At 54.1% G+C, this 20,075-nt stretch carries 22 protein-coding genes and 2 tRNA genes; 11 read left to right on the top strand and 13 right to left on the bottom strand.

Annotated elements, in window-relative coordinates:
- Nucleotides 1-4: 4 nt before the first annotated feature.
- A tRNA-Val gene (locus NUS69_RS10775) sits at nucleotides 5-82 on the top strand.
- Between the two features lie 314 nt (nucleotides 83-396).
- Here the strand turns inward: NUS69_RS10775 and NUS69_RS10770 are convergent.
- Nucleotides 397-474: transfer RNA gene (locus NUS69_RS10770), tRNA-Arg, on the bottom strand.
- A 143-nt stretch (nucleotides 475-617) separates the two neighbouring features.
- On the opposite strand from NUS69_RS10770, the gene NUS69_RS10765 reads away from it, so the two are divergent.
- From NUS69_RS10765 to NUS69_RS10755, 3 genes are read left to right on the top strand one after another with little or no spacing between them, the layout of a single operon-like run.
- Nucleotides 618-983 carry a BlaI/MecI/CopY family transcriptional regulator gene (locus NUS69_RS10765; RefSeq protein WP_055430277.1) on the top strand — a complete coding sequence of 122 codons (366 nt, stop codon included), beginning with the start codon at nucleotides 618-620 and terminating at the stop codon, nucleotides 981-983.
- Between the two features lie 6 nt (nucleotides 984-989).
- Nucleotides 990-1,772 (top strand): M48 family metallopeptidase, encoded by a 783-nt coding sequence (locus NUS69_RS10760; protein WP_258083729.1) that lies wholly within the window; start codon nucleotides 990-992, stop codon nucleotides 1,770-1,772.
- A gap of 6 nt (nucleotides 1,773-1,778) precedes the next feature.
- The gene (locus NUS69_RS10755; RefSeq protein WP_074631516.1) at nucleotides 1,779-2,315 is read left to right on the top strand and encodes a deoxycytidylate deaminase; all 537 of its coding nucleotides are present in this window, start codon (nucleotides 1,779-1,781) and stop codon (nucleotides 2,313-2,315) included.
- Here NUS69_RS10755 and NUS69_RS10750 read toward each other — a convergent pair.
- A complete protein-coding gene (locus NUS69_RS10750; protein WP_258085114.1) occupies nucleotides 2,312-2,677 on the bottom strand; it encodes a DUF2304 domain-containing protein in 366 nt (121 codons plus the stop codon). The genes NUS69_RS10755 and NUS69_RS10750 overlap by 4 nt on opposite strands.
- 5 nt (nucleotides 2,678-2,682) lie before the next feature.
- Nucleotides 2,683-4,005 carry an HAD-IA family hydrolase gene (locus tag NUS69_RS10745; protein ID WP_258083728.1) on the bottom strand — a complete coding sequence of 441 codons (1,323 nt, stop codon included), beginning with the start codon at nucleotides 4,003-4,005 and terminating at the stop codon, nucleotides 2,683-2,685.
- A gap of 56 nt (nucleotides 4,006-4,061) precedes the next feature.
- Between NUS69_RS10745 and NUS69_RS10740 the strand changes: the two genes are divergently transcribed.
- Entirely contained in the window at nucleotides 4,062-4,970 is a 909-nt protein-coding gene (locus tag NUS69_RS10740) for an MraY family glycosyltransferase (RefSeq protein ID WP_258083727.1), read from the top strand.
- On the opposite strand, the gene cas6 is transcribed toward NUS69_RS10740, so the two are convergent.
- Nucleotides 4,927-5,676 carry a CRISPR-associated endoribonuclease Cas6 gene (cas6, locus tag NUS69_RS10735; protein WP_258083726.1) on the bottom strand — a complete coding sequence of 250 codons (750 nt, stop codon included), beginning with the start codon at nucleotides 5,674-5,676 and terminating at the stop codon, nucleotides 4,927-4,929. The two genes, NUS69_RS10740 and cas6, sit on opposite strands and share 44 nt — an antisense overlap.
- A gap of 219 nt (nucleotides 5,677-5,895) precedes the next feature.
- Here cas6 and NUS69_RS10730 point away from each other — a divergent pair, with 219 nt between their 5' ends.
- Nucleotides 5,896-7,092, top strand: a complete 1,197-nt coding sequence (locus NUS69_RS10730) for a proteasome-activating nucleotidase (RefSeq protein WP_258083725.1) — start codon at nucleotides 5,896-5,898, stop codon at nucleotides 7,090-7,092.
- On the opposite strand, the gene NUS69_RS10725 is transcribed toward NUS69_RS10730, so the two are convergent.
- The gene (locus tag NUS69_RS10725) at nucleotides 7,079-8,203 is read right to left on the bottom strand and encodes an MFS transporter (protein WP_258083724.1); all 1,125 of its coding nucleotides are present in this window, start codon (nucleotides 8,201-8,203) and stop codon (nucleotides 7,079-7,081) included. The two genes, NUS69_RS10730 and NUS69_RS10725, sit on opposite strands and share 14 nt — an antisense overlap.
- A 92-nt stretch (nucleotides 8,204-8,295) precedes the next feature.
- Here NUS69_RS10725 and NUS69_RS10720 point away from each other — a divergent pair, with 92 nt between their 5' ends.
- Together NUS69_RS10720 and NUS69_RS10715 are read left to right on the top strand one after the other, a co-directional pair.
- Nucleotides 8,296-9,222, top strand: coding sequence for a serine/threonine-protein kinase RIO2 (locus NUS69_RS10720; RefSeq protein WP_258083723.1), 927 nt, complete (start codon nucleotides 8,296-8,298; stop codon nucleotides 9,220-9,222).
- Entirely contained in the window at nucleotides 9,219-9,713 is a 495-nt protein-coding gene (locus tag NUS69_RS10715) for a tetratricopeptide repeat protein (protein WP_308686511.1), read from the top strand. Before NUS69_RS10720 ends, NUS69_RS10715 begins: the two co-directional genes overlap by 4 nt.
- On the opposite strand, the gene NUS69_RS10710 is transcribed toward NUS69_RS10715, so the two are convergent.
- The 4 genes from NUS69_RS10710 to NUS69_RS10695 all read right to left on the bottom strand — a co-directional run bounded on the left by NUS69_RS10710 (nucleotide 9,703) and on the right by NUS69_RS10695 (nucleotide 13,719).
- Complete coding sequence (locus tag NUS69_RS10710) at nucleotides 9,703-10,650, bottom strand: radical SAM protein (protein ID WP_258083722.1); 948 nt, start codon at nucleotides 10,648-10,650, stop codon at nucleotides 9,703-9,705. The genes NUS69_RS10715 and NUS69_RS10710 overlap by 11 nt on opposite strands.
- The gene (locus tag NUS69_RS10705) at nucleotides 10,647-11,819 is read right to left on the bottom strand and encodes an MFS transporter (protein WP_258083721.1); all 1,173 of its coding nucleotides are present in this window, start codon (nucleotides 11,817-11,819) and stop codon (nucleotides 10,647-10,649) included. Before NUS69_RS10705 ends, NUS69_RS10710 begins: the two co-directional genes overlap by 4 nt.
- Nucleotides 11,819-12,739, bottom strand: coding sequence for an isoaspartyl peptidase/L-asparaginase family protein (locus NUS69_RS10700; protein ID WP_258083720.1), 921 nt, complete (start codon nucleotides 12,737-12,739; stop codon nucleotides 11,819-11,821). Before NUS69_RS10700 ends, NUS69_RS10705 begins: the two co-directional genes overlap by 1 nt.
- 65 nt (nucleotides 12,740-12,804) lie before the next feature.
- Nucleotides 12,805-13,719 (bottom strand): phosphate signaling complex PhoU family protein, encoded by a 915-nt coding sequence (locus NUS69_RS10695; protein ID WP_258083719.1) that lies wholly within the window; start codon nucleotides 13,717-13,719, stop codon nucleotides 12,805-12,807.
- Between the two features lie 88 nt (nucleotides 13,720-13,807).
- Between NUS69_RS10695 and NUS69_RS10690 the strand changes: the two genes are divergently transcribed.
- Nucleotides 13,808-14,974: an MFS transporter gene (locus NUS69_RS10690; RefSeq protein WP_258083718.1), complete on the top strand. Its 1,167-nt coding sequence runs from the start codon at nucleotides 13,808-13,810 to the stop codon at nucleotides 14,972-14,974.
- A 9-nt stretch (nucleotides 14,975-14,983) separates the two neighbouring features.
- On the opposite strand, the gene NUS69_RS10685 is transcribed toward NUS69_RS10690, so the two are convergent.
- Together NUS69_RS10685 and lysS are read right to left on the bottom strand one after the other, a co-directional pair.
- A complete protein-coding gene (locus NUS69_RS10685) occupies nucleotides 14,984-15,568 on the bottom strand; it encodes an indolepyruvate oxidoreductase subunit beta (RefSeq protein ID WP_258085112.1) in 585 nt (194 codons plus the stop codon).
- A 122-nt stretch (nucleotides 15,569-15,690) separates the two neighbouring features.
- Nucleotides 15,691-17,271: a lysine--tRNA ligase gene (gene lysS, locus NUS69_RS10680; protein WP_258085111.1), complete on the bottom strand. Its 1,581-nt coding sequence runs from the start codon at nucleotides 17,269-17,271 to the stop codon at nucleotides 15,691-15,693.
- A 128-nt stretch (nucleotides 17,272-17,399) separates the two neighbouring features.
- Here lysS and NUS69_RS10675 point away from each other — a divergent pair, with 128 nt between their 5' ends.
- Complete coding sequence (locus NUS69_RS10675) at nucleotides 17,400-18,284, top strand: PhoI (RefSeq protein WP_258083717.1); 885 nt, start codon at nucleotides 17,400-17,402, stop codon at nucleotides 18,282-18,284.
- A 33-nt stretch (nucleotides 18,285-18,317) separates the two neighbouring features.
- A complete protein-coding gene (locus tag NUS69_RS10670) occupies nucleotides 18,318-18,929 on the top strand; it encodes a diacylglycerol/polyprenol kinase family protein (RefSeq protein WP_258083716.1) in 612 nt (203 codons plus the stop codon).
- On the opposite strand, the gene NUS69_RS10665 is transcribed toward NUS69_RS10670, so the two are convergent.
- Together NUS69_RS10665 and NUS69_RS10660 are read right to left on the bottom strand one after the other, a co-directional pair.
- Nucleotides 18,923-19,489 (bottom strand): DUF366 family protein, encoded by a 567-nt coding sequence (locus NUS69_RS10665; protein ID WP_258083715.1) that lies wholly within the window; start codon nucleotides 19,487-19,489, stop codon nucleotides 18,923-18,925. The genes NUS69_RS10670 and NUS69_RS10665 overlap by 7 nt on opposite strands.
- 4 nt (nucleotides 19,490-19,493) lie before the next feature.
- Nucleotides 19,494-19,970, bottom strand: coding sequence for a magnesium-dependent phosphatase-1 (locus tag NUS69_RS10660; RefSeq protein ID WP_258083714.1), 477 nt, complete (start codon nucleotides 19,968-19,970; stop codon nucleotides 19,494-19,496).
- Nucleotides 19,971-20,075: the final 105 nt, after the last annotated feature.

The following is a 20,075-nucleotide window of genomic DNA, read 5'->3' as shown; positions in this document are numbered from 1 at the left end:
GGAAGGGCCCGTGGTCTAGCCTGGTTATGACGCCGCCCTCACACGGCGGAGGTCCGGGGTTCGAATCCCCGCGGGCCCACCACAAGAAACTTTGCGCAAGCAAAGTTTCATCAAAGTTCGTGATTCCCCTTGTACTGTCTGTTTAGGATGGGTTTTCTCTAGATAGTATCCCTTTGACCAAATGGGATTCTGTTTCATATGGCTTGTTTAAAAGGTTCAAGGGTTTTAGCGCTCCTTTGGAGCGCGAGTTGAAGTTGAACGCGTTAAAAAGCGTCCTTTTGGCGATGAATCCCCTATATAAATTCACCACTAAACAAAAACCCACTAAAAATCTGACCACTCAAAAGGAATCACAAGCTTTTGATCAAACTTTTGCCCTACAAAAGTTTGTATTACTGGCGGGCCGGGCGGGATTTGAACCCGCGACCTTCGGCTCCGGAGGCCGACGCCCTGTCCCGACTAGGCCACCGGCCCACGCCCATAGGTATTCCCTGGGTGAATTTAAAAACCTAATCACTGCTTTTGATGTGCCAAAATATACATTAAAGCATCAAAAAGCACAAAAACTTTTTAGCTTAGGCGCCCTACATAGAACAAGGAAGAGGAGGAGTGATACCATGCGGCCCCACGAATTCAAGCTCACCGAGGAGGGTATAAAGGCTGTTCTTCCGCCCCTTGAGGCTGAGATAATGGAACACATGTGGAGGGTCAAGGTGGCAACGGCGGGACAAGTATATGAGTACATGAAGGTGAAACACCCGGACATAAGGCGCTCCACCATAAGCATCCTCATGAACCGCCTGTGCGAGCGCGGACTTCTCAAGAGGAGCGTTGAGAAGGGAAGGGGTGGAATGAGATACGTGTACTCCATAACAACGACCCGCGAAGAGTTCGAAGAGAGGGTCGTCCAGAGCATCTTGGACGCTCTCATGACAAACTTCAAGGAGGCGACCTACGCCTACCTCTCCAGAATTAAGAAGTGATGAGAAATGCTGTTCATTATCATGGCCCTCGAAGTCATACTGGCCGTGATAGCCCTTAAAGAGCTGGGCCTCAGGATAGCTTTGGCTGCCTTCGGCTCCATAGTTCTCCTGTACTTCTGGGTCTCAACCAAGGACGTTAAGGGCAGCTACCTGACGCTTCAGAGGAGCGAGATTCCATGGCTCTACGACGGCATAGCGGAGATGGCCAAAAAGGCAGGGCTCCCAATGCCCAGGGTATACATCCTGGACGACTACATACCCAACGCATACTCCTTCAAGAACACGATAGTCCTTTCCCTGGGGCTCTTTGAGGTGCTCGACAGCGATGAGATACTTGCCGTTGCCGCCCATGAGCTCGGCCACATAAAGAACGGAGACACAAAGATATTCCCCGTGCTCGCCTACGGCAGATTCCTTATGATGGTGTTCACTGGAGTGCTCATACTTCTCGCCCATACATCGGCCGTTACAGTAGCGGCCCTCTTCCTCTACGCCCTCTACGAGGTCGCCAGGGCCAATTTCCTTAAGAGCAGAGAGTTCCAGGCGGATGAAACGGCGCTCAGACTGCTGGACGTGCCGATGAACCTCAAACACGCCCTCGAAGAACTCAAGTACTACGAAGACCTGAGGGTTGGCGTCAGACTTAGTGCCCTGCCGAGCATAGAACCCGCGATAGAGAGGAAGCAGAAGCCGGCGATAATAGAGACCCACCCAAGCTACGACGAAAGGATATTTAGGATACTCGTGGAGATTAACGGCAACAACATGTTCAACCAGCGTATGCAGTGATGCCCTATGGGGATTGAGATAGTACTCGACAGGGAAAAGGCCGAGAGGATAAAGCGCATAAGGCCGACTAAAGACGAGTATTTCATGCTTATCGCAAAGCTCGTCTCCCTCAGGGCAACCTGTCCCCGTCTCAGGGTAGGTGCCGTCGCTGTCAAAGACGGCTACATCCTCGCTACCGGTTACAACGGTGCACCTAGGGGCATGGAGCACTGCATTGACGTGGGGTGCCTCATCGTCGACGGCCACTGTCACAGAGCCGTCCACGCCGAGCAGAACGTCATAGCGATGGCGGCTAGAAAGGGCATAAGCCTCGAAGGAGCGACGCTCTACGTCACCCACTTCCCCTGCGACATCTGCTTCAAGATAGTCATAAACGCCGGAATAAAGGAGATAGTCTACGAGGAGATGTATCCCAACGAGGCAACGGAGATTCTGCTCAGAGAGGCGCAGGAGAAGGGAATAGTCAAGATAAGACAGTTCAAGCTTTCAAAGGAAAGGGTACAGGCATTCCTGGAGGAGCTTTTCGGTGAATTCGTGGATTAGAGTTTCTCGTCTATCTCCTCTAGCCTTCTGTTTATCTCCTCCATCTCGATTGCGATTTTTCTAGTCAGCTCCGTTATCTCCCTCTCGGTTCTGTCCACCGCAACGTAGACCTTCAATATCAGGAGGTACGACAGGCCTATCGCAATAACGAACAGCGCATCAAGGCCCCTACCAAGGCCGAGGAGTTTTCGAATCTCGTTGGCTATTTCCAGGGGGAATATCGCCACTATCAGGAGACCCAGTAGGATAACCTCCCAAAAGAGGAAATCACCCCACTCAAACTCCTTCTTCCCGTACTTGCCCAGCACGTAGAGCATCAGGGCCAGTACAACAACTATAGCCATGTACTGAACCGCATACATGGTCATCACCTCAACTTATCAAACAGCAGGTTGAGAGCTATTTTAACACCCTCCAGGATGTTCGTTCCCTTTTTCATGGAGTACTCGGTGTACACGGCGCGGATTGGCACTTCAACAATGCGACAGCGGTTTCTGGAGGCTTCAATGATTATCTCGCTCGAAACCGCGTAGCGGTCGCAGGTTATCCTTATTTTGGCGGCACAATCCCTGCTAAAGCATCTCAGCCCGCTCTGACTGTCGCTGACGTATTTTCTCGCAAAAACAGCCGTTATGGCATCAAGGACGAAGTTTCCAAAGCGCTTCACAAAGGGCATCTGGCTGGTGTCGCCCTTGAGCCTCGAACCAACGGCAAAGTCCGCCTTTCCCTCGGCGACGGGCTTCATAACCCTCAGGGCGTCGCTCACGAGGTGCTGACCGTCGGCATCGAAGGTGAGGATAAGCCGGGCGTTCCTTCTGAGGGAATAGGTTATGCCGGTGCCAAGGGCACCGCCGAGACCGCGGTTGACCAGGTGCGTGAGGACATGGACGCCCTTTGAACGGGCTATCTCCCGGGTTCTGTCACGGGAGCCGTCGTTGACGACGACTATCTCATCCCGTCTAAAATACCTGAGCAGGTCATCGAGGACGGCACCGATGGTCATCTCCTCATTGTAGGCCGGCACAACGACGTAAGTACTTAGAAGGTTTTCCAGGAGTCTAAGGAGTTCTCTCATGTCTTCAACCTCAAAATCTGGGGTTGAGTCAACCGAAAAGCTCATCCTCCCGGCGGTGTGGCCCGTTATCATAACGCTCAACGCACCGAGCTCCCTGGCAGGGAGTATGTCGTAGCCGTGGTCACCAACCACCAGAACCTTGGTCGGTTCAAGGCCAAAGGCCTCGATTATCCGCCGAAGCTGCCCGGGATTAGGCTTGAGGTCATCCGGCGGAACATCGTCACGGGTGGAGACAATATCAAAATAGTCACCTATTCCTTGCATCTCTAAAGCCTTCAGCGTTGCCTTCCGGGAGCTCCGGGTCATTATCGCCATTTTGACGTTCTGTTCCCTCAGAAAGTCCAGAACTTCCAAGACGCCCTCAAAAAGAAAACTATCCCCAATTCTCTCAGCCTCAAGTTCGACAAGGATAGAGTATAGCTCCTCGAAGTCCCTTCCCGTCTCGCGGGATATCCTCAACAGGTTCTCGTACATCGGCGTCATGTCACCGATTATTTCCTTGGATATTCCCATCTCAATGAGCCGGGATTTGAGCTCCTCCTTAATTTCGGCAAAGGGTCTGGGTGCACCGACCAGCGTTCCGTCAAGGTCAAAGACCACCAGTTTCACGTCCATGTTCTCACCGAAGGGTTTATTTTTGGTCAGTTATAAGGGGATTGGGTGTCTAAGATATGATAGCGGCCGCTCCGCTTATAGGTTTAACCCTAACGCTCATCCTTACCCCTTACGTCGCCACAAGAATGAAAAGGGCTGGAATCATCGGGAGAGACATCCACAAGATGAACCAGCCGGAAGTGGCTGAGATGGGGGGTATAGCGATTCTTCTCGCCATCCCCCTGGCGCTCTCACCCTTCATGGATGAGAAAATCGTGGGGGTTCTAACGGTCTTCCTGCTCTTCGGAGTCGTTGGAATCATAGACGACCTGACGAACCTGAGACAGCTCCACAAGGTCGTTCTATCGCTCTTGGTCTCAGTCCCGGTGGCGTTTTTCGGCATCGCACCGGAGGTGGATATCTTCGGATACACCCTCAACCTGGGGGTTTTGTATCCAGTTTTCGCGGTGCTCTTCGTTACCGGCTCGGCAAACCTGGTGAACATGCTTGCCGGATTCAACGGACTTGAGATAGGGACTTCCGCTATAATCCTTGGAATCCTTGCCCTGATAACCGATGGAAATGCCAGGCTCATTGCGTTGACCGGGATGGGAACTGCGTTGGGCTTTCTGTGGTGGAACAGGTATCCCGCGAGGGTCTTTCCGGGCGATACTGGAACCCTCGGTCTCGGCGCCCTCATAGGGCTAGTTGCCATTACCGGAAAGGTAGAGGCCTATGCGGCGCTTCTATTACTCCCCCATTTCCTTGATTTTACCATAAAGGCAACGGGTGTTCGTTTCGGCGTGAGGAGGCACGGAAGAACGAGGATCCTGCCCGACGGAACGCTTCAGGCGCCACCGTATCCCAGCTTCTTGGGGACAATAATGAGAAAAGTCAGGGTTACCGAGCCCAAGCTTGTGGCTATTGTATGGCTGATCGAACTCACTCTTGGCCTTCTCGTTTGGGCTCTTCATCAATTACTTTGACCATTCCAAAGCCGTAGCGGGTCTTTTCTCCAAAGCCGTTCTCGTAGCCGAAGCGGGCTATCTCCGGAGAGCCGTGATAGCGGAATATCATGAGGGAGCCGCGGTAGTAGGTGTCTCTGACGAGAATCCTGACGGGCTTAAACTTGATAACGTCAATGGCAAAGTCCTTCTCCTCGGGCATCGTGCCCATTATTGCCGAATATCTCATCAGCATTACCTTGCGTAGCTTGTCAAAGAAGGCCTCCTCGCTTGGGTAGAGATCCCATATCTTCATCCGGTTGCCGCTGAGCTTGACCGTCCTGACCATTATCGGACTAAGCGTTGAGAAGAGCGCCCCGTCCTTTATGCGGGGTTCCTTGAGTATCTTTATATCGTCCGCTATGAAAGCCGAATCACCCAGCTGGAGAACAGGGCTGTCTATGAATCCCTCCACAACGGCCTTTATGAGCTCGCTGGAAGATGAAGAGACATAGAGGGAAACGTCATCGGAGAGAACCCTTATCCCCCTATCCGGAATCAGCTCACGCTTTCTGACCATTATACGGGAGAAGGTAAAGTAGTCAACGTGACTTACCTCAGCCTCGTGGGCAATCTCAGGAGATACTATGGCCATTTTCTCAAGAAGCTGAACGTAAACATCGTAGTTATAATTGAAGGGAAGAATTGTGCCCTCCTTCGCGGGCCTGAACTTTATCTCGACTCTCATTACATCCCACCCCTGTGCTATAACCCCCTTATAATTGGTACTCGAAGTTAATAAGAATTTCGCAAATAAACCACGCATCCATTACTTCAAAGTTAAGTCAGAAAAAATCCGCACATCTCGTACCAAAGGTATATAAAGCTGGGTGCCCCAAAGAATACATGGAAAAGATAGAGTTAAAAAGGCCCTTCTACACAGTCTGGATTGTGAGAGGTGAAAATTATGAGCGTTGAAGATGTTGGCGTTAAACCATCGAACGAGTACGATGATTACATCCTGTACCTCAAGAGGAGGATCAGGCAGCTTGAACTCCAGGTGAGGACCCTGGAAGCCGACAAGGAGAGACTGGAGAGGGAACTCTCACGCATGAGAATGGAGATGTCCCGGCTGAGACAGCCGCCAGCCTTTGCGGGTATGCTCCTTGAGATACTCGACGAGGACAGGGCGATAGTCCAGAACTACAACGGACCGCGCTTTGTAGTCCGGATTGCACCCTGGATAGAGAGGGACAGACTGAAACCAGGTTCGAGGGTTGCCCTCGATCAGAGAACCATGGCCATAGTTGAACTCCTTCCCAGCGAGAAGGACCCGAGTGTTCTGGGCTTTGAAGTCATCGAGAGACCCGAGGTCAGCTACAAAGATATTGGCGGCCTAGACAAGCAGCTCCAGGAGTTGAGAGAGGCTGTCGAGCTTCCGCTCAGGCACCCAGAGCTCTTTGAAAAGGTGGGGATTGAACCGCCGAAGGGAGTTCTCCTCTACGGTCCTCCTGGATGTGGAAAGACACTCATGGCGAAGGCCCTCGCCCACGAGGTCAACGCCACGTTCATAAAGGTCGTCGGCAGCGAGCTGGTGAGGAAGTTCATAGGCGAAGGGGCAAGGCTGGTTCACGAGCTCTTCGAGCTGGCCAAGGAGAAGGCACCCACCATAATATTCATTGACGAGATAGACGCCATCGGGGCGAAGAGAATGGACGAGACGACCGGTGGGGAGAGGGAAGTCAACAGAACGCTGATGCAACTTTTAGCGGAAATGGACGGCTTCGATCCAAGGGGCAACGTTAAGGTAATAGCCGCCACCAACAGGCCGGACATCCTTGACCCGGCACTGCTCAGGCCCGGACGCTTCGACAGACTTATTGAGGTTCCGCTTCCGGACTTCAAGGGCAGGCTGGAGATACTAAAGGTCCACACGAGGAAGATGAACCTCAGGGACGTCGACCTGCGCGTCATAGCCGAGATGACGGAGGGGGCCAGCGGAGCAGACCTGAAGGCCATAGCCACCGAGGCAGGGATGTTCGCCATAAGGGCGAGGCGTGAGTACATCACCCAGGACGACTTCCTCAAGGCAATAGAGAAAGTTTTCGGGGCAGAGCAAAGGCTTGCCCAGCAGATAGCCATGCATGAGGTCATGTACGGCTGATCTCTCTCTTTTCCAGCTTTTCTTCCACCCGGATTATCCCCCACGCCATCAGGTACATCAGGGGTATCGATAGAAACGCCCTCTCATAACCAAAGCCGTCGATGAGGAGTCCAACGAAGTACGGACCGACGGTTGCGCCAAAGAACCCAACCATGTTGACGAAACCCATAACCGAACCGAGGTTCTCTCCGGTGGCCTTTTCCGACGTGTAGGCCGTAACTATTGCCCCCACGGAGTAGAACGTCAGCCCCAGGGGAATTATCACCCACGGAGAGGCCGTTAGGGCAAGGATCAGCGTGAGGAATGCGTTTAGACCGAAGACCACCGCTATACTTCTCCTCCCGATTCTGTCGTAGAGGCCGCCGCCGAAGAGAGAACCTGCGATCCCTATGACTGAGAGAAGGGAGAACAGCCAAGAGGCCGTTTCGAAGGAAACGCCTGCGTTCACCAGGAAAGAGACCAGGAAGGTGAGAAGCCCAAAGAACGCGGCAAGGACTATGAAGTTCGCCGCACTGAGCAGAAAAACGTTCCGGGGAATCGAGAACCTAACGCGAGACGGCTTTGAGACCTCGCCCCTGACCGCGAAGGCAAGGGTTATTCCAGTCGCCAGGCTCATTGCCGAGAGCGCCAGAAAGGCGTAGCGCCATTCAAGTCTCAGGGCGATGGGGACGGCTATGATGGGCGCTATCCCGCTCCCGACTGGTGGGCCGACCATAAAGACACCCAAAGCGGAGCCCTTTCTCTCCCGATAGACCTCGCTTATCAGCGCTGTTGCAGGGGCATAATACAGACCCGAGAAAAGGCCGTAAAGAGCCCTAACAGCGAGAAGCTCCCAGTATTCCCGGGCAAAGATTATGAGTGCGGACGAGAGCGAGTAGCCGATTATGCTGAGAACAAGGAGCCTCTTCCTCCCAAAGCGGTCGCCGATGTATCCGGCCGGAACCTGAATGATGGCGTAGGGGAGCAGAAGGGCGGTCATCAAAAGCCCGGCCTCGGCGTTGTTTATTCCCAGCTCGGCCTTTATCATCGGAATGAGGGGAGGGATTGCCATCCTGTGGGCGTAGTTGAATATCCAGCCGAGCGAGACTAACAGCAAAAGCCTCTTCCGCATGGTTTCGATAAAGGGCTACGCGTTTAAAAGTATGTCGCCAAGCCAACTAGGTTTATAAGTCCCGGCCCGGAACGGACTTCAGGGAGGGAGCGATGGTAAGCAAGCTGCTGGCACTGGAGGCGTACCCAAATCTGCGGGACCTGGACTTCAGGATACTCAGGGGAGTAGAGCTGAACATGCGCCACCACAGATGGGTTCCCCTGGAGGACATAGCCAGATTCGCGAGGGTTGACGTTGAAACGGCATCCTTCAGACTTGGCAAGCTCGACGACATGTCCCTCGTCAGGCGGCGGAGCGATATAGGCTACATCGGCTACCAGCTCACGATACACGGCTACGACGTTCTGGCAATAAGGGCGCTGGCGAAGAAGGGCGTTGTAGAGGCCATAAGCACGGCACAGATAGGCGTTGGAAAGGACGCAGATGTGTACGTGGGAGTAACGCCGGCCGGGGAGAAGGTCGCCGTCAAGTTCAACCGCATAGGCGGCAGAACCGCCTCAAGAAAGGCTGCCTATCACGGGGATGTGTTCGCCAACAAAAGGCACACGAGCTGGCTCTACGTTTCGAGGCTGATAGCAAAGAAGGAGTATGAAGCGCTGACGCTTCTCAGCCCTATAGCCAGCGTTCCGAGGCCGATAGCATGGAACAGGCACGTGGTCGTCATGGAGTTCATAGACGGAACCGAGCTGGCGGAGCTTCGCGACACCGACCTCTCCAGGGAGGAAGCGAGGGAGATACTCGACATGGTCCTGGACGAGTACATCAAGATAGTCCGCTTCGGCATCGTTCACTCGGATATGAGCGAGTTCAACGTCGTTCTAACCCACGACGGTGGCGTTCTCATAATCGACTGGGCCCAGTACGTTACAACCGCCCACCCGGACAGCTATGAGCTTCTCAAAAGGGATATAACAGTGCTCCTCAATGCCTTCAGGAGAAGATGGCGCGTGGAGAAGAGGTTTGAAGATGTGTGGCCCGGCTTTGAAAAGGCCTGGCTTGAGAGCCGGGGTGAGGGATGATGGGGATAAAATACGAACCTCCGAAGGGACGAGAAAAGATAATGAGGCTCTTTCGAGAGGCCATAGAGGCCGAAAACGCCAGAGACCTTGAGAGGGCAAAGAAAAAGCTCGACGAGATAATGGAGCTGGCCAAAGATGAGGAACCGGAGTTCTACTTCGAGGCATGCTTCAGGCTCGCGGAGATTTTTCTCCAGGAGGACAACTACAGCGGGGCGGTGAAGTGTGCCCTCCGGGCGATCCACCGCGCCCCCAATGAAGACCTCTACAGGCTGGGAATAAAGAGGCTCGGGGACATTCTGTTCATAATGAAGGAGGAGGGCAGGCTCGGGGAGGTTTCCGAGGGCATGGACGTTACGCTGGGTCTGGTGAAGGACAACGAGGAGCTTTACCGCTTCGTCATGGCGCTCATGAAAATAGCGAGGGGAGAAAAGGTCGAAGAGATGTTCACCCTGGAAGAGTTCAACGAGATACTGGAACTCCTCAAAGGATAGACTGAAGGACGCGCCTCACGTAGTCTTTCCCCGGACTTTTGGGGAAGTTGTAAGGCTCTTTCTTTGGCCTTTCATTGTAGTACGGCCTGTTACAGCCCGGACAGCCATGGGTGGCGAATATCTCAGGTGGAATCACCGAGGCAAGCTCATCAACATCGATCCCAAACCCGACGAGGGAACCTTTCTCATCGAACTCAAAGTCCTCCGGCGCGGCGAGTCCTTCCTTTATGAGGTAGTGGGCCACCTGGATTCTCCTGTACCGGGCAAGGCTCGGGGGTTCCGCGTTCTCAAGGCGGGTTCCCCTTATGGGTGTGAACGCGAAGAGGGAAACCCAGGCGCCCATTGAGTATGCCCGCTCAATGGTTCCAATGAGCTCCTTATCCGTCTCTCCGAGCCCGACTATCACGTGCACGAGGGCTTTTCCATCGCCGAAGACGTCGATGACATCTTTAGTAAAGCGCCACATGTCGTCCCAGGAGTAAAGGGACTCCTTGATTTCCGGATAGAGCCTCTCACTGGCCACGTCGAGGCCGACGCCTATGTAGTCAACTCCCCTTGATTTGAACTCCATTAGAGTGCCCCTGTCCACAGGGGTTATCGAGACCGAGACCGGAATGCCCAGGGGCTGGAAAAGATCGAGGAGTTCAATAACGTCGGAGACTAGGCTGGGGTAGTCAACCGTCTGGAGGCATATCCTCGCAAAACCGCCCGCTGGAAGGTTTTTAACAACTTCCTCAACATCAAAGGCGGGCCAGGTTATGCGGGACAGCCGCCTGAGATCCGCCTCGCTTCCCCTAGCCTGGGGGCAGAAGGCACAGTTGTTTCTGCACCGGCCGTCATGGTACGTCATGAGATACGCCGTTGTTGGCCTGGCCAGCATCCGGGCCTTTATCAGCCCCATCTCTATGGCGGTTCCATAGGAGACCCTGATCTTCATTTCTCCCTACCTCCCATGATGAGAGGCGCGTGGACTATTATAAGTGATGCGGCCGCTATGAAGGGGAGCAGTGGAAAGACGCCAGTGTACCCCCTCACACCTGCGACGTAGCCGAGGACAACCTGTCCCCCAAGCATCCCGAGGTCAAAGAACATCGTGTACACACTCGAACCCATCGTCCGTATCCTCCCCGGCAGGGGGGCGAGGGCCATGAGCTGCATCGCCGGAACCGAAAGGCCGAACCCCCAACCTATCAGAAGGGCGCTTATGTAGGACAGGTAAGGAAGCCTGTGGTATATGAGAACCACGTACCCCGCAATGACAAGGAAAACCCCCGTCCTTATAACGGGTATAGGACCGACCCTATCGGCAGTCTTGCCCCCGATCAGTCTCATTATAAAGCTCGCCACCCCTATGACCATCATGTAGAGGCCGAACACCCTCTGGGGAAGGCCAATGGTCTTGTAAAACGCCGGTAGGTACGTGATAACGCCCGCGTATGAGAAGGCAAAGAAAAACAGGGCCAGTGAGGCGGCTATGAAGTAGGGGCGGAGAAGTTCAGAGTAACCCACATGTTCCGTGTGAACACGTTTGTGCTGGAGTCCCCGCTCACCCATCCAAACGGGTATCACGAAGGCGGCACCGATGAGGGCAAATATGAGCGTAAAGGTGAACGCCCCAACAAAGCCCAGAATGTCCGAGAGGTAGCCGCCAAGGGCAGGCCCTACGATGTTGCCCAGGGAGAACATCATGCCGCGCCAGCCGAGGGTCTCCCCCACCCTTCCCTCAGGTGCGAGGTCAACGGCGGTGGAGAGACTGGAGGGGAAGAATATCCCCATTGAGAACCCGTGAATCGCCCTGGCCGCCGCAAACACCCACAGGTTCCCCATGAGTGCGGACGACACGTAGAGGAGGCCCGCAACCATCCCAAGGACGTTCCCCAGTATCATGGCCTGGAACCGGTAGCCCCTGTCCCCGATCAGGCCGCCGAGGGGCTTCGAAATCAAGGATATGATCGATGCTATGCCCGCTACCAGGCCAACGAGAAACGGCGTCGCACGGAGCGTGATCGCAAATGGCGAGATTATGGGGTTCACTACGCTTATCCCCAGGAAGAAGAAAAACGTGGACAGGTTGAGCAGCCAGACGTCCCTAAGGCGGCCCCCCACTAAACACCCGCCTCCGGCCCTTCCATACCGTCCTGCATGAAGGCATAGCTCATATGCTTCGTGTTCTTGGCGAAGCCGACGTTGCCTTTAGAGTCAACCATGATGATGCCCATCGTGTCCCTGCCGAAGTAGCGCGTTGCGAGGCTTATGGCTGCGTCGCTTGCAGCCTGAGCGTCCATTCCGAGGCGGACAAAGTCGGTGGCGCTCTTGGCAAGGGCAAGCTTTATGGCCACCTCCCCCAGGCCCGTGCAGGAGGCCCCTGCCACTTCATTGGCGTAGGTTCCGCCTCCGATTATCGGCGTGTCGCCGACCCTGCCGAACATCTTGAGGAAGACCCCTCCGGTGGACGTTCCGGCAACGACCTCCTCGCCGTCAAAGGCGACCGCACCAACGGTGCTCCTGAGGACTTCGGGATACTCCTTGATAAGCTCGTTGAGCTTCTTCCAGTGCTTCGTTTCGCCCCTCTCGATGAGCTTCCTCCTGAGCTCCTCCCACTGCTTCAGCCTCTCGTCTGTTATGGGATTGTACTCCTCGAAGCCCATGAGCCTGGCGAACTTTACCGCTCCCTCACCGTTGAGGAGCACGTGGTCGGTCTTCTCCATGACCTTTCGAGCGACGCTTATCGGATTCTTGACCCCCCAGATCCCGGCGACGGCGCCCGCTTCAAGCGTTTTGCCGCGCATTATTGCCGCGTCCATCTCGACCTTTCCGTCGAGTGTCAAAACGCTCCCGGTTCCAGCGTTGAAGAGTGGGTTGTCTTCCAGGGCCTTGACTGCCTCCTCAACCGCATCCAAAGCAGAGCCCCTCTTGAGTTCGCGCCATCCGGCCAGAACTGCCTCCTTGACACCCTCGATGACCTTTGGAATGCGCTCCTCTTTCCGTATAGTACCGGCACCGCCGTGGACTATTATCGCTGGCATAGAACCACCGGAGAAAAGAACGTTCGAACGGTTAAAAGGGTTATGGAAACGGGAAGATAAGAACTTCAGCTCAGAGCCATGTTGATTATTGTTTCCCCAATGTTCTCAAGGTACTCCAGGATTCTCCGGTAGCTCTCAAGGGCTATTGACTGCCGGTAGTCGATGGAGCGTATCTCCTCCTTCAGCTCAAGCATGAGCCTGTCTATCTTGCCAAGGTCCCTCTCCTCTATCTGGGCCATCACATGACCAAACTTTTCCTTGAGGTACTGGATGTTCACAGCCCCCGGGTTTTCGGCTATCCTCATTATGTGATCCCCTATGCGCTCTATGTTGCGCACTATGAACAGTATCCCGAGAAGGTCAAAAGTCCTCTTTATTATGCCGCTCTCCTCCGTAACGCCACGCTTGTTGAGGAGCCGGTTGACTGCACGGATTATGAGGAAGTAGAACCTGTCCAGCTCGTTCTCAAGGTCGTTTATGTCGCGGAGGATCTCCCCGTCCCCGGGAGAGGCAATGAGAAGCTCAAGGTCGCCGAGCATCGATATGATGAGCGAGCGAATCCTGTTGAGGAGCTCGGCCAGGTTAACCTCCTCCTCATCGAGGAGGCTCTTGGCAACTATTCTCTGGGGCTCGTCAAGTATTATCTCAACCCCCGGAAGGCTCTGGAGAATCTTCCTTATCTTGACCTTGTATATCGGCATCTCCTCAGCGAGGTGAATCTCAAGGACGTCGTAACCCTGAATGTAGGCAGAGATAACGAGCCTGACCGCCATGTCGGGCGAGTACTCCCTGGAGATGCGGAGGATCTTTTTCTCACTCACATCTTTGGGCTCCTTTGGGAATATGGTTATGCTGCCATCGGGGTTTATTGAGAGCGGAACCACGTCGCCCTGGGTGAGGTTGTGTTCCCGAACCCACTTTTTGGGCAGGGATATTATGTATGAACTCCTGCCGGTAAATTGGATTTTCCTGAACTCCATAGATATCACCGCCAATATATAGAAAACCGACGCGGTATAAAAGGCTTCAATTCGACAGACTTATAAACGCTAAGATTAACGTTAGCACATGTTCCAGGGCTACGGCAGAGACGCAAAGATACTCATAGCGGCAAACGCAGCCGGCCAGCTGTTCCTCCAGTTCTCAATATTCATCATGCCGTTCTATCTGACCGTTCTGGGATACAATATGGCCGCCATGGGGACGTTCTTTTCAATACAGACGTTCACGGGGGGACTGTTCTTCCTGATAGCCGGTCAGGTCTCACTGAGGCTGGGTTATAGAAGAACCCTCATCATCTCCGCCCTTCTCGGGCTGGCCGGGAGGCTCCTCCAGGTGGCCGCGATAAACGACTACGTACTCGCTTTAGGCTTCTTTCTGGTTGGAGCAAATATGGGTCTGAGACAGCCAAACTTTACTGCACTGCTCAGTGAGGAAGTCGGCGAGGAGCAGAGACATCACGCGTTCTCGATAAGCTTCGGCATAGGGACAATATTCAACGCCCTGGGGGTCCTCATAGCCGGCTTTGCCCCGGGCCTTTTCGTGGGCCTCGGGCTGAGCGAGGGGATAGCCTACAGGCTGGTCATCTCGCTGGCGCTCCTCCAGTTTGCCCTAGTGATTCCTGCCTTACTCATAATCCGCGATGTTCCCGTGAAGAATCCAAGGATAAACTGGAACCGCGAGCTGGTCGTCAAGATACTCAAGTTCTCCCTTCCAAGTGCGCTGATAGGCTTTGGCGCAGGGATAACCATACCGTACATGAGCCTCTACTTTAAGCTCCAGTTCGGACAGACGCTCGCGGCAATAAGCGGGATATTCTTTTTCCAGCAACTGGCCATGGGTCTCGGCTCCTTCGGCCTTCCAAGGCTGGTTCACAGGATAGGGCCTGTGAAGGTGATAACGTCCTTCCAGAGCATAGCGGCCTTTCTCTTCGCGATATTCCCCTCGATAGAGACCTTCCTGTTAGCGGCACTGCTATACGTCGTCCGCTCCATTCTCATGAACATAGTCTGGCCCATAAACGACTCCTTTATGATGGGCTTCTTCTCGACCGAGGAGAAGGCAACGGCCGCTGGAATAAGGAGGGCCTTCTCGACCTTTATGAGAGGAGGAGGGAACTACGTCGGCGGTCTGCTCTTCGGCATGTCCCTGAGCTATCCGTTCTACGCGACCGCTCTGCTTTACGTTATAGCGACGGCGATATTCTACGCCTTCTTCATAAAGCACAACGAGTGAAAAGAAAAATCATGCCTTGGAAAGCTCTATTCCCCGCTCAAGGGCTCTGAAGTTGACCTCCCATAGCTTCTCCCGGAGGGTGAGCCTTATCCCCTCCAGCAATGACTCCTTCCTGAGGGGCACCAGACCTTTACCAAACGCGTAGCCGAGCATGAGGACGCCGAGGGTTCTGGGGTTTATCCCCTCTGCCTCGCGCTGGAAGTTGAGCATGTCGACAGGACAGATCCTACCGATGGCATTCCTTATCTCCTCCAGCTCTGGATACTTCTCCTTCCCGACGAGGGTCGTTGCCGTGTGGATCGGGTAGGCGTTGACCACTGCGTGACTATTCTTCCCCAAAAACCGAGCGTTCCTCAGCGCCTCGGCGGGTTCAAGGGCGAGCATGAGGTTTGCTCTGCCTTCCTCGATGAGGGGTGAGTAAACCTCATCGCCGAAGCGGAGGTAGCTCAGAACGCTTCCATAGCGCTGGCTCATTCCAAGGGTTTCACCTATTCTCACGTTGTAGCCTTCGTGCATGGCGGCGTTTCCCACTATCCTTGAGAGGGTCAAACCGCCCTGCCCGCCGACACCGGTGATTATGAGGTTGAACTCCATCGACATCACCAGAAGGCCTTGAGATGGAGACGATAAAAATCTGTTGTCGAGAAAATTCGACATGCTGTGAAAAGCTCCGAAAATACCACGAGAAAAAGACAAGAAAGGTTGAAAAATCGAAATCAGCCCTCCATGCGGAGGCGCCTTATCACGAAGTCCCTGTTGAGGGAGGCCAGAAAAGGCGCCAGCCTTGGCCCACGGTCCTTGCCGATGAAGACGTTGTACAAAGCTTTGAACCACTCTTTGCTCAAAATTCCACGCTTCTTTGCGATATCAAAGAGCGCGTTGTTGAGTTCGTCAACGGTGAAGCTCCCGTGAGAGCCGAGCCACTCAGCGACCTCAAGCATGGCCTCCCTTACCTCGGGCCTCAGTTCAATGTCTGGTGGCGCCTCCAGGATGCTGAACTTCACGTTGTCCGGGGCGTACTTCTCAACCCAGTTCTTGGCGAGCCTTATGCGGAGCCTTACCCGCTCGACGTCATCTTCACTCAGCTCTCTCGGAACGTGACCCTGCTCCTGAAGGACGCGGATTATTCCATTCTCGTCGAGGTGGGGCATCTGAACGAGCGTAACAAGGAACCTGAAGGGGGCCTGTGCGGTCAGCCTGGCGGGAACCTTCGGCATCGAGAGCTCGTAGGTCCTCTTGAGCTCCTCTTCCTCCTCCGGGTTCTTCGCCCGCTCAAGGCCGAAGTAAATCCTCTCAACCTTATCGAACTCGTCGTAGAGGTTGAGAAGGCCGAGACCTAGGTCTATCTTGAGCTCTTTGTTCGGCCTCGCCTTGGCGTATATGAAGCGTATTATTCCCGGCTCAAGAACCTTGTAGAGGTCGCTGAGGAGTATAACGTTGCCCTTTGAACCGCTCATCTTGCCCTTCTGACCCTTTATTCCGACGAACTCATACATGAGCGTTATAGGCGCGGGCCAGCCAAAGGCTTTCTCCACTATCTCCCTGCCGGTGTCGTACGAGCCACCAGCTGCCAGGTGGTCCTTTCCGGCCGGCTCGAAGTCCACCCTGAAATGTGCCCAGCGCATCGGCCAGTCAACGCGCCAGCGGAGCTTGACGTTGCCTTCCCTTATGTCGGTCTCGCCCTCACTGCCGCAGTGGAGACACTTGTAGGAGACCTTCCACTCGCCGTCCCAGGAAACGAACTCAGCTTCTCTCCTGCACTTCGGGCAGTAAACCATGACCGGCTGCCAGTCCTCTTCGAGGGGCGGCTGCTTGGCCCTCTCACGGTACTTGTCGAGGACGGCCTTTATCTCATCGCGCTTTTGGAGAGCTAGCTTTATCTCTTCGGCGTATTCACCGGACTTGTACAGCTCGTAGGCATGGAGGAAGTCTACCTCTATGCCGAGCTTCTCAACCTCGCTCTCGAAGAGCTCCATGAAGTGCTCCGCGTAGCTGTCGTGGCAGCCCCAGGGATCGGGAACTTCCCTAACCGGCCTCGTAAGGTGCTCCTTCCACTCCGGTGGAACGTTCTTTGGGACCTTCCTAAAGCGGTCGTAGTCATCCCACATGTGGATGTGCCTGACCTTCTTTCCCCTGTCCCTCAAGGCGTGGCCGACTATATAGGCCGTAAAGAACTCCCTGAAGTTCCCTATGTGAACGTAACCGCTCGGGGTTATACCACTCTCGACGACGTATTCATCCTTATCGCCCCTTTCCCGAATTATCTTTTCAGCCATGTAATCCGCCCAGTGAACCATTCTCACCACCGCGCTTAGCTCTGACGAGGGCCTTTTAAGCTTAAGCTCGGCACTTAGGACAACTCAAAAAAGGAAAAGTTTATAAGCAACTAAAGTAAAACCACCATAAAGAGTAAGGAGGGCCACCAATGGAGGTTGAGCTGGAGAGAATGCAGGTATTCTTCCCGGCATCGCTTGAGATACAGGAGGAACTTCTCAAAGCTGGCTTCAAGGTACCCTACGATAAGGGAAGCGGAAGGAAAACACCGATCCCGGTAGTGGTGAGTTCGCTGGGAGAGAGGAGAATACGACGGAGCCGGCTCCTGAAGGCCAAAGACTTCGAAAGCGATGGGAAGTTTGCATTGGTGCAAGGTGAAAGGGCACTGCTGGAACTGGAGCCCACGGATAGGGGATTCCTGATACTGAGACCAAAGCCGATCGAGTACCACCTCGAAGAAATCGGATTCACCTCGATTCCTCCGAGGGTGTGGGGAACGTGGGCAAGCTTTTCGCTCCCATTTTCGGCGTACGGTGAACTGGTTGATTTCCTGGGCGATTTCAGGGACGATAACGGAAACGGACTCTACACAGCCTCCCGGGGCTCGGGCGGAAGGATAGAGGTCTACGCTTACAAGGGGAGAAGCAGGAGAGACCTGGGAATTCCGGTTTTCGGGTATTCACTAGGGCTTCACGGACTGATGCTGTTCGAGGAGTACCTGGGAGAAAAGGCCGAGGAAAATGACGTTCCGAAGGAGAGACTCCGCTACCTCAAGCTCGGCCTGAAAAAGGGGAGAGAAACAAAAGCCGGCCTCAAGGTGGGAATCGTCTGGGAAAACGGGAGGCCTGTCGAGATAACGCTCAAGCTCTCGACGACCGAACCCAGAATCAGGATTCAAGGACTTTATGGCGAGCTCGTCGGAAAGTCCCGGGGAGAACTCGTGAGAACGGATGACTGGTATATCATCGTCCACGCGAGCGATTTCATCACCGCCCTGGAGGCCGTTGGAAAGGCCTTCGGGGGCAACTCATATTAACCCCAACCCCCTCTTCTTTTTTGGTGGGAATAAATGCTCCCCGGCTGGATACCCTATGCCGGCATCGCCGCTGCCTTCATACTCCTCGCCATAGGGCTCACGAAAAGGCTCGGGCCGGAATGGGCCTGGGTGAACAGGAAGATAATCCACTTCAGCATCGTCCCTGCAGTTCTGATGTTCCACTACGGAAAAATACCTCCCGAGGTCTTCAGCGCTGCGGCGTTCGTCTTCGGCCTATTTCAGCTCTGGCCGCACCTCAAAAAGAGGGAGTTCTCGTGGTATCAGATAGAGCACAACTACGGCGAGGTCTTCTTTGCATTCTCCGCCTCTCTCGTGCCGATGGTTCTGCCGAAGGAATACGCCACCGCCCTGCTACTGGCGATGGCAATAAGCGACGGGGTAACCGGAATAATCAGGCACTTCTACTTCAAACGGCACGGCTTCAACGTCAAGCTGAAGAAGCACTGGACGGGAAGCGCTGGATACTTCCTAACGGCTCTCGTTATAGCGTTTCTGTTGCTCGACACGGCAGCGATAGGAAAAATAGGGTGGGCAGTCATCTTGACACTGGCAGAATACCAGGGCTGGGTCGATGATAACCTGGCGGTTCCGGTGGTTGGAGGCGTTCTCTCCCTCATCTACTGAGCCCACCGAACCTTCAGGCTGTCCTTCTTTACCTTGTCGAACTCCTCGACGAGGGCCTTTCCGGTCCTCTCCATGAAGCCCTCCACATCGGTGATGCCGAGCTCCTTGAGGCCGATGGCATCAACGCCCTCCGGGATTCCCTTTGCTTCCACGTTTATCCCGATGTGAATCTTGACGCTGACGGGTGAAACGGTGGCTATAGAGATGCTGAGCTTCTTTCCGTTCACGTAGATGTCGTCGCCCTTTCTCGTCGTTTTTATTCCATATTCAGCCAGAACTTCGCAGAGCTTGGCTATGAAGAGCTTCTGGAGTGCTGAGGCGAAGAGGGCGTTGACGAGATCAAAGACTTCAATGATGTAGTGCACCATGTCGTCGCTCTTGATCTCCTTGCTCGCCCTCAAATCTTCGATGTCGATCATCTCCTCCACTTTAACGTCGCACTTTCCACGAAAAACGACCAGCGAGTTCCCGAGTATTCCAAAGTTCCTGTAGGCCCAGTGGCTTCCTATCGCGGAACCATCGTAGTCTATATCCCTATCCTTCACGATGAGCAGCTCCATGATATCACCCCATCCTTTCCAAAAGTTTCCTCAGCTCCTCAAAAGACTTTACGTCCACCCACATATGGACGAAGTGAACCCCCGGAAGCTCCATCTTGATTTCATCGAGGTGTATGTCCCTGTCGTCGATGTAAATTACACGGTCAATTTCATATCCCGCGGACTTCATCTCTTCAAGCGTTCTCCTTGTCATGTCAGCCTTATGCGGATGAAACTCTATCTTTGGAGAAACGAAGTAGTCCCAGAGTCCAAAGCCCTCAAGGATCGGCCTGACCCTCTCCTCAACGTTCCAGCTCGCTATGCTCAGAACGAACCTATCTCTTGCCCATTCGAGAAACTCCCTGACTCCCGGGAAAAGGTGAAGTTCCCCTCCGTTGGAATCAATTAGATAATCGTCGTGAAACTCGTAGGGAGGCGTAAGCCTGGATGCATCCTCGTGATCCCAGAGTGTGCCGTCTAGGTCAAGAACTAGGAGCTTCATTCAACCACCAAGAAAAGCTCCGCTGGGGGGTTTTAACGGTTGCGGAAAAGCATCATGACTGGAAGCTCAATAGTGCGATGAAATCAAGACAGAAACGTGATTTAG

It is taken from the genome of Thermococcus thermotolerans, from assembly GCF_024707485.1.
Lineage (GTDB): Archaea > Methanobacteriota_B > Thermococci > Thermococcales > Thermococcaceae > Thermococcus > Thermococcus thermotolerans.
The sequence above is the reverse complement of the archived record's forward strand: the minus strand, read 5'-3'. Positions and strand labels throughout refer to the sequence as shown.